The sequence below is a fragment of the Candidatus Accumulibacter contiguus genome, assembly GCF_036625285.1.
In the GTDB taxonomy this organism is placed as follows: Bacteria; Pseudomonadota; Gammaproteobacteria; order Burkholderiales; family Rhodocyclaceae; genus Accumulibacter; species Accumulibacter contiguus.
Window position 1 is genome coordinate 1 of the sequence record NZ_JAZKUC010000002.1, and the last position, 13,691, is coordinate 13,691.

Consider the following 13,691-nt stretch of genomic DNA (forward strand, 5'->3'; position numbering starts at 1 on the left):
CGCACACGGCGGGTTTGCCGCCATGGCTTCCGTATAATGGCGTTCCGCTGGCTCAGCAACTCGCCGCCCCCTTTCCCTGGAATCGACACCCTCTGCTGGTAAAGCCAGTCGCAGAATTCGGCGAATTTCCGGCCTGCTATTCGGACCTTGGGTTCCGTGTGCTGGCTGAGGCCGTCGAAGCGGTCAGTGGCGGCTCCTGGGCGAAACTTGGGCAACAGATGACTGGTCTCGTGCCAGCTCCGTGGAGTGAGGCGCCAATCACACTTCCGCCCGGGCCGGACCAGGAGGCCTGGCTCCTTGCCGCCAACAACATTGCCTTTCCGGAAGGCATGGCGAACCTGCCGCACGATGCGAATGCGCGAGCCGGGATGATCGGCCACGCCGGCTTCGCTGCGAATGCCCAACTTCTGTTGCCGTGGCTCATGGCATGGCGGACGACTCATGCACCGAACATGGCGCTCGCGCATGCACGATCCGTCGACGGCACCGTTTGGGGACTTGGGCTTTGGCGCGTATTGAACGGCCCTGGCCAGTTCGGCGAACTGCTGGAACGTTTGCCACTGAACGGCATTTGTCGAGTCATCGAGTTCAGCGGGACGGACATGCCGCCGCACTTGCCCAATGTGCCCCCCACCGGAATCAGTCAATCGTGGTGGATGCATACGGGCTTTACGGGCCCGGCGATGTTTTTTCGCCCCGACGACGCGAGTTGCATCTGTCTCCTGGCTCACAGACGCGGGCCCGAAGGAGGACTTCTGGACCCACTGGCGATTCATCGGCGACGCTACGCCATGCTGACTCAACTATGACCCGCCTTCCCGTGTGTAAGCTTACATGGTGATGATCAGACATCTGCGGATCGTGTTGATCTTTGCCTTGGCCGCTTGTGGGTCGCCACCGAAGATGCCTGCGCAAGCCCCAGACGAACAACCGACAGCACAGGAGACCGCACCCCAGGCCGACAGTCCGGAATCGCCGGAATCGCCCGCATCACCGCAGCTGGGTTACTGGAGGTACAAGATCATTGCAGCCGCAAACGCTGAATGGGTCTACTTCGGCCAGCAGACGGTCGTGATCGATGGCGACGACGAGAGCATTCCGCGTGTGGGAATCTGGGAAGATGACGATCACGACCACAGTGATCGGATCAACCAGTATTGGCGCGCAGTCGGCAAGTACCGGCTGTCCGGTTACGACTGCAGAGAACCGTGGTCCGCTGCCTTCATCAGCTGGATCATGCAGACGGCGGGTGTGCCAAAAGACCTGTTCCCTCCAAGCAGCGCCCACCGCTTGTATCTCAACCGTCTTCTTGCCAACGCCCACGATCCATTCGCCGTCTTTATGCCGCACACCATCCAGCAATACAAACCCCAACCCGGGGATTTGATCTGTGCCACCCGAAGCAAGGTCGAGCCTCAAGAACTGGTGGAAACTCTACCGGACTCACTCAACTCGAGGCTGCATTGCGATATCGTTGTGCAAACCAACGGGCGAACCTTGCAAGCCATTGGCGGCAATGTTCGCAATTCCGTTTCAAAAACCATTTTGACCCTGTCCCCGGATGGCTACTTGCAATATGCGGGCCAAAGGCCATGGTTTCTCATCATCGAGAATCGCCTGGACTGATGGCGTGTTCGAGTGTCAGTTCCCTCCGGGGCTGGTTCGGCAGTTTCTGATCTTCAACCCCTGATCGACCGCCGATCGTCGAGGCGCGCGCAGCGGCGGCTGGGGAACTCCGCATCCTGCGGGCCACGTCACGAAGCTACCGGGTGGGCGCCGAGCCTTTGCCGGGGGCAGCAATCCACTAGCGAGCTTGGCAAGCGCTGTGGCGCTGGCTGGCCGGGAAAAGGCAGTCCTTATGGTGGAAAAACCCGTTGTTGCTGTGCATACTTGCGGCGCCCGCATGATCTCCTTTGCTGCGGACCACCTCTCCCTCTCCACTCGACAGGAATCCAATGATCAAACGAACTCTTCTCCTCGGCGGGCTTGCCGCAAGCCTTGCCATCGCCATGCCGGCCATGGCATCTGAATCGGCACTGGCCCGGATCAAGCAGTCCGGGACCCTGAAGCTCGGCTACCGCGAGAATTCGATGCCTTTCTCATTCGTCGGCGACGACAAGCAGCCGCGCGGCTATAGCGTAGACCTGTGCCGGATCGTCGCCGAGGATCTTGGCAAACAACTTGAACTGCCGAAGCTCGACGTGCGCTGGGTGCCGGTGACTGCGCAGAGTCGCTTCGAAGCGCTGAAGAGCGGGGCGATCGACCTGGAGTGCGGCAATACGACTCAGACGCTATCGCGTCGGGCCGACTTCGACTTCAGTCTGATGACCTTCATCGACGGTGCTGGCCTGTTGTTTCGCGACGGCGAGGCGCCTTCCTCCCCCGAAGCCACCAAGGGCCAACGGGTAGCGGTGGTGGCCGGAACGACGACCGAGAAGACGCTCGAGGACCTGATCAAGGCAGGCAAGCTCGATGTTCACCTGCTCAAGGTGGCAGACCATGATGCGGCCATGCAGGCCTTGAAGGACAAGACGGCCACTGCCTATGCGGCAGATCGCACGGTGCTGATCACGACGGCCCTGGTGCGCGGGCAGGGACAGGCCTTTGCGCTTGCCACACTGCAGTTCAGCTACGAACCCTACGGCCTGGCGATGCGTCGGGACGCCGACTTCCGTCTCGCCGTGGACCGCACCCTGGCCAGGCTCTACCGTTCCGGAGAGATCAGCCCGATTCTCGGCCGCTGGTTCGGGCAACTCGGCAAGCCGAACGATGCCCTGCAGGCCATGTTCCTCCTCAACGGCCTCCCCGAGTAGGTCGCAGCGGGCGGCGGTGGGCGCCCCGCGGCACCGCCGCTGCCGTTTGCAGCAAAGATCCATCGCGTCGGCGAGGCCACGGGCGAGAGCCCATCGAGCCGGACAGTCGGGGCCGTTGTCGGCAGGGAGGCTCCGAGCAGGCGACGGCAGCCTGGTCTTTGTGCATGATCGCTGGATGCCCGAGAGCGTGCGCTCTCGTCTTTACGACGAACGACAGCTTGATGGGATGGCCAGGCGCTTGACGGGTCTACTCGGTGGCAACGCCGATATCGCGGCATAACAGGAAAGGAAGCGCCTCCAGGACTTCGTCGCCACGCTCGAAAAACTCGAACCGCAACGCGAACGCCTCAGGCGGTCACAGCCGGTAAACTGGCCCCCTGAGTCAAGATTGTTTTGCGTATGGGATATCATCATGATCAATGAGAACAAGCCCTGGCAATAAAGACCGATGCCTTTCCGACCAGATCTTCGGCTTCGGCCGCCTCTCCTCCGCGTAGTGGCCTCGTGCAACGCAGCACACACCACCGGGGCAAGTCCACAACTCGCCGCACGCGAGCACCGCTCTTTCCTGAGCAACCCCGCTCGCCGCTCGCTCTGCCAGTACCCGGTCGGCTTCCCGTCAGGAGCCGCAAGACGCAAAAAACCCCGCCGCAGCGGGGTTTCGTTCCTTGCGGCGGAGTAGCCTAACCGACGCTCAGGCAACCTTACGGCGGCTGAAGCCGAGGCCAGCGAGCACTAGGCCGATCATGCCAAGCGTTGCGGGTTCGGGAAGGTCCGCCCGAATGAACGCACCTCCGCCCGAAGTGCCCAAGGCATTCTCGGTAATGGCGATGTCGATGGTATGCGAACCGGGCAGCAGGAGAATCAGGGCCTTGCTCAGCCTCGCGTCAGCCCAGGCAGCGTCGCCGTCGAAAGCATTCGACTGGATGCCGTCGTTGGCATCCGCATCGGAGGTGAACTGCAGTGCTCCGCCGTCGACCGAGTACGAGAACTCGTCGCCGATGACGAAGCCGTCGACGATCTTCACTTTCACATGCGAACCTGGGGCCACGTCAATCGTGTAGGTATCGATGAACGACGGCGCAGTGCCGAAGCTAAAGGTTTGCCACGAGCCAAGCGGCAATACCGTAGCAGAGGCCAAAGGCGCTGCGGTGGCTAGTGCGGCCACAACGGCCAATCTTTTCCATGTCAAGAACATGATGTTTTTCCTTTCGTTAGGTATATGGTCACCAATTGCGGCCGGAAATCCCCAGCTTTTGGTTGCCCAACACGTAAGCAATGACCGTGCCAGTCATTAATTTCTTTTTTGATCAGTATGTTACAATAACGATTCGACTGACACTGTAAAAAAAACCGACACTCCACCTGGCGAATATTGTTGCGTCCCGCCGTATTGACGTCGATCGGTCGCACGTGCAGGCTCCTCAAAGGACGAAATCCGCTGCGCTGAGACCGAGACTCGTGCCCACGAGAACCAGCGTGAAGTCAGCCTCGATCTTTCCGTCGGCGTCGGCCTGGATGATGGTATTGCCGCGAATCTCGAACCACGTGACGCTGTCGCTGAACACGTTGGCACTTTGCCCCGCAAAGACAAAAAATAGGACAGCGCTGGCGAATCGACATCTGTTGCCCGGGCGGACACTCCGACCGTCGTTCCGTTCGCGGCACCCTCGGCAACGCTGTTCGCGGCCGGGTCGTCGTCGGTCAGGCCGGGGCGTCGTTTGCGCCATGGATCGTCACGGTCAGGGTGGCGGTCGACGTCGCTTCAGCAGCGTCCTTCATGGTATACGTGAAGACGTCGACCAATTGCCCTTGAGCGTCGAGCGCCTGCACACTCTCCTTCTGATCATCGAGCGTGTAGCGGAACGCGCCGTCTGCCCCCAGGACGAGGAAGCCGAAACTGCCGGCGATGCTCGCGGCCACGCCCGTCGCCAACGGCCCCACGAGTGTGCCCGCAGCATTCGAGGAACCACGCGCCGGCTGCCGTATCGCCGGGACCGATGTCGCCGAAAACAGCGGTCAGGCTGCCGGATGGGCTTTCGCCATCGACTTGCGAACCGATGATCTTGAAATCGACGAGCAAGCCTTTCTCGTTGTCGATGATCTTCGGCTGCGCGGATTCGATGCGCAGCGAATCGGCGGTTCCCCTCCCGTCATTGCTCAGAAGCACGCCGAGCAGGAACGGGCTCGCTGGCTCGACGACATCGTCCGTGAACGGGTCGTCCGAAACCACATTGCGCTCCTGGAAGTAGTCGAGCGTCAACTCTGCCTGCGGCAGCACATGGACGGTCACCGGATCGAGCTGGATGAGGTGATCGTGGCTCTCGGTCACGTCGCGGAACGAAAGCGTTCCTCCGATCCGGTAGGCCGCCGGTCCCTCGGGGGCAGCCAGTGTCGAGGGCAGGAAGGTGTCCTCCGACGTGAACGAGCCGCCGGCAGCGAGGCCGTCGGCCCCATCGAGGGCGTCGATCCCGGACAGATAGTCGTTACTGATGCCGAACACATTGCTCGCGACGACGTTGCCGGCAAGGTCGGTAATGACCAGGTTCAGTGCGATCTGACTCAAATCCTCGTCGTCCGATTCCAGCGTGAGCGACCCGATGAAGGCTTGCCGGCTCATCACCAGGTCCTGTTCGATCCGCAAGCGAATCGTCGCGCAAACTCCTTCGACCTGCTTCAACTGCTCGATCTGCAGTTCGACCTGGGCCTCGCGTACGTTGTTCAGCAGCGCCTGGTCGTAGGCATCGATCTGGTACGCGCGGAAATCCGCATGCGTGAGTGCCCGCTCGGCCAAATCGTCGACCTGCGTCACCCCGTCGAAGCGCGGCCCCGATGATCAACCCGCCGACGATCTTCAGGCCGAGTGGCAAGAGGCAATCCGGAACCTCGCCGGGCTCGTCGCAATGCACGTTGGTCGGCGTTTCTTCCTGCGGATTGCCGATGTAGCGGACCCCTGGGCCACTGGGAGACGACTCGCCACCACCACCGCCACCGCCGCTACCAAGACCGCTGCCACCGCCGTCAGGACCACTCACGAACACCCCTGGGGAGCCCGGCGGACAGGGCGGACGGGCAGAGTCCGGACCGTCGTAACCGACCGGCACTTGGCGCTCCACGCGGTTGGGCCCGCACGGGTAGTCGTAGTTCATTCCCCCGGAACTAGCACCGGTGCCCACGCATGCCGTCGGATCGTAGCCATCTGGCCAGGACGGTGCACCGGTGGGACGAGAGGAGGGCGCGCCTTCGGGATGATCGTCACCCGAAGGAGTCCCCCCTGAACCGATCATATAGCAGGGATGAAAATCCCACTCCACCATGGCAAGTATAAGGTGATTTTTGCCAAAGAACATACTCACCGGAACAGATGAAAGAGATCGCCGGCACGACTGGAGATCGCTCTCGTTCTCGCCCGCACTGGCAATCAGTACGCTTACCAGATGCCGCTGCAGCATGACCTGATTCTTGCGGACGAGACACCGGGCTGCTGTTGCGCAGCGAACTCAGAGACCAAGGCACCTGGACGTGGTGGTGCCAGGCACTGCCGCTGCAGTCAGCATTCGAGCGACACCGGCAGCAGACCGCGCAGGGCGTTGCCCAGATACAGCCGGGAAGCCCCGCACAGGTCGTCGAGCCGTAGCACCTGTTCGAGCGCGCGCCCCGATTCGAGCAGTTGGCGGCGCAGCACGCCGGGCAGCAGGCCGCAGTGCAGAGGCGGCGTCAACAGCACCCCGCCGCGCTCGACGAAGACGTTGCTGCGTGCGCCTTCGCAAACCTCGCCGCGCGTGTTGAGAAAGATCGTGTCGAAGACCGCGGGACATGCCGTCAGCGCCGCCAGTGCGCGCTCATGACGGGCGCGCGCCGTGGTCTTGTAGCGCAGCAGGTAGTCGTCGTCAGGCAGCGTTTCAGCCGCCAGGCGTGCGCTCCACTGGCGGCCGGGTTGGTCCATGAAAGGCGACGCAGTGACGCGGCAACTGCCGTCATGCGCGAGCGTCAGACGAACGCGAAAGACCCCACGCGGCCGCCCAGCAGCTTCTGCCGCCAGCACCGCGGACACCGTCGGCAGCGCACAGGCGAAACCGAGGCTGCGAGCGGATGCCTGCAAACGATCCAGGTGCAAAGGCAGCCAGGGATACCCCCCGTCTTCGAGGCGCAAGGTTTCGAACAACTCGAATCCCGGATCGAAAGCGGTCAGAAAATTCGCTTTCAGTAGACATTCCGCATGCTCGGACGCCGCATCCGCGTCGGCGACGATGCCGCTGCCCACCCCCATGCGCGCCCGCTGGCCGGTTCCCATTTCGATGGTGCGAATGGCGACATTGAAACGGCAGTCGCCAGTCGGCGCCAACCAGCCCAGAGCGCCTGTATACAGGCCGCGCGGCGATTCTTCCAGCTCGGCAATGCGCTGCATGGCGCGTATCTTCGGTGCGCCGGTGACCGAGCCACAGGGAAACAGCGCGCCGAACAGCTCGAGCAGGGGCGTTGCCGGCAATTCTGCGGCCACCGTAGACACCATCTGCCAGAGCGTGGGATAGGCTTCGGCCTCGCACAAGGCTTCGACGCGCACCTTGCCCGGCTGCGCCAGTCGTCCCAGGTCATTGCGCAGCAGGTCGACGATCATGATGTTCTCGGCGCGCTCCTTCGCCGAGGCGAGCAGTGCCGCCCGCCGCTCCTGATCGACCAGCGGCGTACCGCCACGCGGCGCCGTGCCTTTCATCGGACGCGTCACGACGCGGCTGCCCGAGCGCTCGAAAAACAGCTCCGGCGAGAAGGAAAGAATCGCTTCCTCGCCACTGCCGACGTAGCCCCCATAGCGAACAGGCTGCCGCTCGCGCAAGCGCGCATACAGCGCCAGCGGATGACCGTAGATCCGGAAGGTCAGCGGAAAAGTGAGATTGATCTGGTAGCAGTCGCCGTCGGCGATCCAGTGACCAATCTGCCTGACCTGCTCGGCATGCTTTGCCGCATCGACGCCAGGCGACAATTCGGCGATTCCGGCCAGCCGTTGATGTTCGGGAAGCGCTGCCACTTGCTCGGCAAGGAAAGCCTCGACTGCCGGCATGTCAAGCCACTCCGCCTGCGCAAACACCCAGGCCCGCAGCAATGGCCGCCCTGGCGACGGTCTGGCGAGCGCAGGCTCGAGGCTTGCGCCGAGAGCGTAGTCGGCCGCCAGCGCCACCCAGTTTCCCGCGGCCAGTGCCATCTCGATCGTACCGAAAACCTGCGCTGGATCGGCAGCGCCGTCGAGTGCCATGGATCGACGGCAGTTGCTCAGCAGCAGGGTATTTCCACCGTCCCCATCGAACAGGGCGAAGGGGCAGACAGCAGCCGGCGATCTGGAGGGAAGCACAGTGGCAGGAGCCCGTCTGCCAGGCGGCGCCTTACTTGCGCTTGAGGAAATACTCGAAAACCTGGTTTGCCTCGGTGCTCGACAGCAGCTCATTACCGGTCTGCCGGGCGAAGGCCTCGAAATCCTTGAGCGAACCCGGATCGGTCGCCAGTACGTGCAGCACTTCCCCTTGAGACATCTCGGACAGAGCCTTCTTGGTACGCAGAATTGGTAGCGGGCAGTTCAGCCCTTTGACGTCTAGTTCTCGATCGAAATGCATGGCCTGGATCCCCAACGAAAGACGTATTTTACCCGCCATTTCGCTTCTCCTTCGCCTCTTCCGCCTGCAGCTTGCGCAATTCGCGCAGGCGGGCGTCCACCGCAGACTGTTCGAAGAAAGTGCCGTCGGAAGCCTTTTGTGCAAACTGCAGTTGTTCAACGGCCGGCCCCAACTGTCCCTGCAGAAGATAGAACTCGGCCTGCGCTCGATGCTGCTGGAGGCGCCTGCCCGCCGCCGCGAAGGTCCTGGCCTGTAGGGCATATAGCTTGTAGTCGGAACTGTAGACCTGCAATTGGGAGTCCAGAAAGAGCTGGCCCTGCTCATGGTTTCCCCCGGCAAGCAGTGCTTCGGCGTAACCATAAACCAGTGACCTGGACTGCGGATAGCGCTGCAAGGCATCACGATAGATCGCCAGTGCGCCGGCCAAGTCATTGGCCGCCATCCTGATCTCGGCCGCGAGACCGGCGGTCATTGGAGAAGACACCTTGAGCGCATTCAGCGCCTCGACTTCTCGCTGTGCGGCAGCCACTTCCTTGGCCCTCAACAGCGAGTACGCCAATCCGTAGCGGGTCGCCACCTCCGAAACATATTTCTTTTCCCGTAACTGCTTGCCAAACTCGTTGACTGCCTCGCGCGGCGTGCTCATCTGAGCGCGCAGCTTGGCGCGCACAAGATGAAAGTCCAGGCTGTCGGCTACCTGCCGATAGGGGGCACCCTGCGCCCGGTTCTGCATGTCGGAAATCCTCTCCAGGGTCAGCGGATGCGAGCGCATATAGACCGGTGCGTTGTTCTCATATACCCGACCGGCCTGCTGCAGGCGACCAAAGAAGTCCCCCATGCCGCGCACGTCGTAGCCCGCCTGGGTCATCGTCTGAAACCCCAATCGATCGGCCTCTCGTTCAAAATCACGACTGTAGGCCAGTTGCGCCTGGATCGATCCTGCCTGTGCCGACGCGATCGCAGCACTGGCCACCTGCGAGTTGGAACGGGCAGCCAATACGCCGACAGCCATGGCGATCATGCTGGCGATCGAGTTCTGCTTCTCGCGGGCAATCTGCCGTGCCAGGTGATTCTGCATGACATGCGAAATTTCATGCGCGAGTACGCCGGCCAGTTCAGACTCCGATTGCGCCGTCAGCAGCGTCCCGGTATTCACGCCGATGAAACCGCCGAACATCGCAAACGCGTTGACGGTGTTATCGCGAATGAAAAAGAACTGACAATCGCGGGACGGATTCGCACTGGCTGCTACCAGGCGGCTGCCCAGACGATTGAGGTAGTCGGTGACCTCTGCGTCGTCCACGTAGCTCGGCTCACGCAAGCGGATTTCATTCATGATGCGCTCGCCGATCTTTCGTTCGAGTTGCGGCGAGAGTTCCGCACGCGCTGCCTCGCCAAGGTCGGGAAGCTCGTCTGCCGGCAGCGAGGAACTTCCCAACAAGGCGGCCACGGTCAGGAATACGGCGGCACAGGTGATTCGCTTCAACGCGGCTCCCGGACATGGACGAATGGAGATGGTGCTATGATAACCAATGCACAGCCAGCGAATTGTTACCAAGCGTTACCGAATATCACTGGCTCCATTTCGGGTACGTCCATAGGTGAGTACCCGCCTACCTCACTGACGATCATGCCCGCCAACCCCCTCACCCACTTCAATCCGCAAGGTCAGGCGCAAATGGTCGACGTCGGCGAAAAGACCGAGACTCATCGGCAGGCGATGGCCAGCGGCTGCATCCTGATGCAGCCGGAAACCCTGGCCCGGATTGTGGAGGGTTCGGCCAGCAAGGGTGACGTTCTCGGCGTTGCGCGGATTGCCGCGATTCAAGGCGCCAAACGCACTTCCGAGTTGATCCCCTTGTGCCACCCGATTGCCTTGACCAAGGTTTCTGTCGACTTTGCCATCGATAACGAAGCCAACAGCGTGCATTGCACGGCGCGTGCCGAGTGTTTCGGCCGCACTGGTGTCGAGATGGAAGCGCTTTGCGCCGCCAGTATCGGCTTGCTGACGATCTACGACATGTGCAAGGCAGTCGATCGCGGGATGCGCATTGAAAGCCTGCGCCTGCTCGAGAAAATTGGCGGCAAGTCAGGACACTGGACAGCAGGTTGAGAGCAGCAGATCGCTAGATCGAACGCACTGGCGCGGAAGCCTGGCGGAAAGCAGTCGAGATCCGAGCCTGATGGCGAAAAAAAACCCGCCGAAGGCGGGTCCCTATTGCACACCCAAAAAATCAGGCGCGCGAAATATTCGATGCTTGCTTGCCCTTCGGGCCCTGCGTCACGTCGAAGGAGACCTTTTCGCCCTCTTTGAGGGTCTTGAAACCGCCCATGGTAATCGCGGAGAAATGGGCGAAGAGATCTTCACTGCCATCGTCCGGAGTAATGAAGCCGAAACCTTTGGCGTCATTGAACCACTTCACTGTACCTGTTGCCATATTGCCACTTCCTTGAAAAAAGACTAAACCCGGGTATCGCCCGACTTGCATGCTTCTAATTCAACACCAGCTGATCAGGGATTCCAGTCATGGACAAACACCAACCAGCTGCCTAAACTAAGAGCATGTAAGCGTTTTACGCTAGATCAGGCAGCGACGTCAAGCGTTTTCCATGTTTGCTGCCCGCAGCACCGTCTAACACCCCGAAAATGGCATTTCTGGTATTGCGCATCCGTAAAGACTGGTTAGAATTCACGCATGGCCACAAAGCATCAAGACAGTTCCCTGCTCGAAGCGAAACGTACACAACTCGCGCCGCCGCCCCTGTACAAGGTTCTGTTGTTGAACGATGATTTCACCCCGATGGATTTCGTAATCGTCGTTCTGCAAAGATTCTTTGGGCTGGATAGAGAACACGCGACGCGTATCATGCTCAAAGTACACACCGAGGGCCGCGGAGTCTGTGGAGTTTTTCCGCGCGACGTCGCGGCCACGAAGGTTCAACAGGTCACAACCTTCGCACGCAGTAACCAGCATCCCCTGGCGTGCGTAATGGAGGAAAACTGAAATGATTGCGCAGGAACTTGAAGTCAGCTTGCACATGGCATTTGTCGAGGCAAGGCAGAAGCGCCATGAGTTCATCACCGTCGAACACCTGCTGCTGGCACTGCTCGACAACCCATCGGCTGCCGAAGCCCTGCGCGCCTGCGGAGCAGGCATTGAGCAACTGCGCCGGGACCTGACCCGCTTCATCGGCGAGCACACGCCAACCGTCGCTGGCGATGACGAGATCGATACGCAACCCACCCTGGGTTTCCAGCGCGTGATTCAGCGCGCCATCCTGCATGTTCAGTCTTCCGGCAGGAAGGAGGTCAACGGCGCCAACGTCCTGGTCGCGATCTTTGGCGAAAAGGATTCGCACGCGGTCTATTACCTGCAAAAACAGGGCGTCAGTCGCCTCGATGTGGTCAACTTCATCTCGCACGGGATCAGCAAGGTGCCGCAGAGCACACCGCGCAGCGAGCCTGAAGTCGAGGCGGAAAGCGAACAGCCCAGCGCCGCTGGCCCACTCGAAAGCTATACCATCAATCTCAACGCCTTGGCTCTCCAGGGCAAGATCGACCCCCTGATTGGCCGTGACCGGGAGCTTGAGCGGGTCATTCAGACACTCTGCCGCCGGCGCAAGAACAATCCACTGCTGGTCGGCGAAGCGGGCGTCGGAAAAACTGCCATTGCCGAAGGGCTGGCACGCCGGATCGTTGAATGCGAGATTCCCGAAATTCTCTCCAAAGCGAATGTGTACTGCCTCGACATGGGCTCGCTGCTGGCCGGCACAAAGTATCGCGGTGATTTTGAACAGCGCCTGAAGGGCGTTCTGAAGCAGCTCAGCGATAATCCGCAGGCAATTCTGTTCATTGACGAAATTCACACCCTGATTGGCGCAGGATCGGCTTCAGGCGGCACCCTCGATGCGTCGAACCTGCTCAAGCCCGCCCTGTCCACCGGCCAGTTGAAGTGCATCGGCGCGACGACCTACACCGAATACCGTGGCATCTTCGAAAAGGACCACGCACTGTCACGGCGTTTCCAGAAAATCGACGTCAACGAGCCATCGAGCGCCGAAGCGGTCGAGATCCTCAAGGGGCTCAAGTCACGCTTCGAATCCCATCATGGCATCAAATACTCGACTGCGGCATTGACCTCGGCCGTCGAACTCTCGGTACGCTTCATTACCGACCGCCATCTGCCGGACAAGGCGATTGATGTCATCGACGAAGCGGGCGCCGCGCAGCGGATCCTTCCCAAGTCCAGGCAGAAGAAACTGATCGGCAAGATCGACATCGAAGAGATCGTCGCCAAGATTGCACGCATCCCCTCGACCCACGTTTCGTCCGATGACCGTAACAACCTGAGGAATCTCGACCGTGACCTGAAAGCCGTGGTTTTTGGCCAGGATGCAGCCATCGACGCGCTTGCCAGATCGATCAAGATGGCCCGTTCCGGTCTCGGCAACCCCACCAAGCCCATCGGCAGCTTTCTGTTTTCGGGTCCGACGGGAGTCGGCAAAACCGAGGTAGCCAAGCAACTGGCGTACTGTCTCGGTAACGAACTGGTGCGCTTCGATATGTCGGAATACATGGAGCGGCACGCCGTATCACGCCTGATCGGTGCGCCACCCGGCTACGTTGGCTTCGACCAGGGCGGACTGCTGACCGAGGCGATCACCAAGAAGCCGTACAGTGTCCTGTTGCTCGATGAAATCGAAAAGGCGCATCCCGACATCTACAACATCCTGTTGCAGGTCATGGACCACGGCACGCTGACCGACAACAACGGACGCAAGGCAGACTTCCGCAACGTGGTGATCATCATGACCACCAACGCCGGACAGGAGGCCATCCAGAAAGCAACGATGGGTTTCAATCCAAGCAGACAGGCCGGCGACGAAATGGCCGAGATCAAGCGGATCTTTACCCCCGAATTCCGCAACCGGATCGATGCCACCATCTCCTTCGGAGCGCTTGACCACGACGTCATCCTGCGCGTGGTAGACAAATTCCTGATGCAGCTCGAAGCACAACTGCATGAAAAGAAGGTGGAAGCGGTATTCACCACAGCACTCAAGGAGGATCTCGCTGCGAAAGGCTTCGACCCGCTGATGGGGGCCCGCCCGATGGCACGCCTGATTCAGGACACCATCCGCGCTTCACTGGCCGACGAACTGTTGTTCGGGCGACTGGCTTCCGGCGGCCACGTCACCGTCGACATCGACGAAAACAAGAAAGTGAAGCTGACTTTCGAAGAAGAGCACGCGGTGCTTGCCTGAACCCCCC

At 60.9% G+C, this 13,691-nt stretch carries 14 protein-coding genes; 6 read left to right on the forward strand and 8 right to left on the reverse strand.

The genetic code is table 11. The annotated features are described in order from the left end of the window. The 3 genes from V5B59_RS18485 to V5B59_RS18495 form a co-directional block, all read left to right on the forward strand. Positions 1 to 809 (forward strand): serine hydrolase domain-containing protein (locus V5B59_RS18485; protein ID WP_332352218.1); only part of this gene is annotated, 809 nt, incomplete at its 5' end. Between the two features lie 31 nt (positions 810 to 840). Beyond that, positions 841 to 1,626 (forward strand): DUF2272 domain-containing protein, encoded by a 786-nt coding sequence (locus V5B59_RS18490; protein ID WP_248594671.1) that lies wholly within the window; start codon positions 841 to 843, stop codon positions 1,624 to 1,626. A 329-nt stretch (positions 1,627 to 1,955) separates the two neighbouring features. Further along, complete coding sequence (locus V5B59_RS18495) at positions 1,956 to 2,813, forward strand: amino acid ABC transporter substrate-binding protein (RefSeq protein ID WP_169069393.1); 858 nt, start codon at positions 1,956 to 1,958, stop codon at positions 2,811 to 2,813. Positions 2,814 to 3,507: 694 nt separating this feature from the next. Here the strand turns inward: V5B59_RS18495 and V5B59_RS18500 are convergent. The 7 genes from V5B59_RS18500 to V5B59_RS18530 all read right to left on the reverse strand — a co-directional run bounded on the left by V5B59_RS18500 (position 3,508) and on the right by V5B59_RS18530 (position 9,905). Beyond that, positions 3,508 to 4,011, reverse strand: a complete 504-nt coding sequence (locus tag V5B59_RS18500) for a PEP-CTERM sorting domain-containing protein (protein ID WP_332352219.1) — start codon at positions 4,009 to 4,011, stop codon at positions 3,508 to 3,510. 226 nt (positions 4,012 to 4,237) lie between these two features. Continuing rightward, positions 4,238 to 4,381, reverse strand: a complete 144-nt coding sequence (locus tag V5B59_RS18505; protein ID WP_169069395.1) for a hypothetical protein — start codon at positions 4,379 to 4,381, stop codon at positions 4,238 to 4,240. Positions 4,382 to 4,517: 136 nt separating this feature from the next. Then, a complete protein-coding gene (locus V5B59_RS18510; RefSeq protein ID WP_169069396.1) occupies positions 4,518 to 4,736 on the reverse strand; it encodes a VCBS domain-containing protein in 219 nt (72 codons plus the stop codon). Continuing rightward, on the reverse strand, positions 4,660 to 5,625 hold the full coding sequence (locus tag V5B59_RS18515; RefSeq protein ID WP_169069397.1) for a hypothetical protein: 966 nt from the start codon (positions 5,623 to 5,625) through the stop codon (positions 4,660 to 4,662). The genes V5B59_RS18510 and V5B59_RS18515 overlap by 77 nt, the downstream gene beginning before the upstream one ends. A 738-nt stretch (positions 5,626 to 6,363) precedes the next feature. Next, positions 6,364 to 8,064 (reverse strand): aminodeoxychorismate synthase component I, encoded by a 1,701-nt coding sequence (gene pabB, locus V5B59_RS18520; protein ID WP_248594673.1) that lies wholly within the window; start codon positions 8,062 to 8,064, stop codon positions 6,364 to 6,366. A gap of 127 nt (positions 8,065 to 8,191) precedes the next feature. Then, a complete protein-coding gene (locus V5B59_RS18525) occupies positions 8,192 to 8,419 on the reverse strand; it encodes a sulfurtransferase TusA family protein (RefSeq protein ID WP_034913707.1) in 228 nt (75 codons plus the stop codon). A 28-nt stretch (positions 8,420 to 8,447) separates the two neighbouring features. Then, positions 8,448 to 9,905, reverse strand: a complete 1,458-nt coding sequence (locus V5B59_RS18530; protein WP_169069399.1) for a beta-barrel assembly-enhancing protease — start codon at positions 9,903 to 9,905, stop codon at positions 8,448 to 8,450. 144 nt (positions 9,906 to 10,049) lie between these two features. Between V5B59_RS18530 and moaC the strand changes: the two genes are divergently transcribed. Next, positions 10,050 to 10,532, forward strand: a complete 483-nt coding sequence (moaC, locus tag V5B59_RS18535; RefSeq protein WP_034913691.1) for a cyclic pyranopterin monophosphate synthase MoaC — start codon at positions 10,050 to 10,052, stop codon at positions 10,530 to 10,532. 121 nt (positions 10,533 to 10,653) lie between these two features. Here moaC and V5B59_RS18540 read toward each other — a convergent pair whose 3' ends face one another. Continuing rightward, on the reverse strand, positions 10,654 to 10,857 hold the full coding sequence (locus V5B59_RS18540; protein WP_015768464.1) for a cold-shock protein: 204 nt from the start codon (positions 10,855 to 10,857) through the stop codon (positions 10,654 to 10,656). A 258-nt stretch (positions 10,858 to 11,115) separates the two neighbouring features. On the opposite strand from V5B59_RS18540, the gene clpS reads away from it, so the two are divergent. Continuing rightward, positions 11,116 to 11,424, forward strand: a complete 309-nt coding sequence (clpS, locus tag V5B59_RS18545; RefSeq protein ID WP_034913686.1) for an ATP-dependent Clp protease adapter ClpS — start codon at positions 11,116 to 11,118, stop codon at positions 11,422 to 11,424. Position 11,425: 1 nt separating this feature from the next. Further along, entirely contained in the window at positions 11,426 to 13,684 is a 2,259-nt protein-coding gene (gene clpA, locus V5B59_RS18550) for an ATP-dependent Clp protease ATP-binding subunit ClpA (RefSeq protein ID WP_034913684.1), read from the forward strand. Positions 13,685 to 13,691 lie beyond the last annotated feature (7 nt).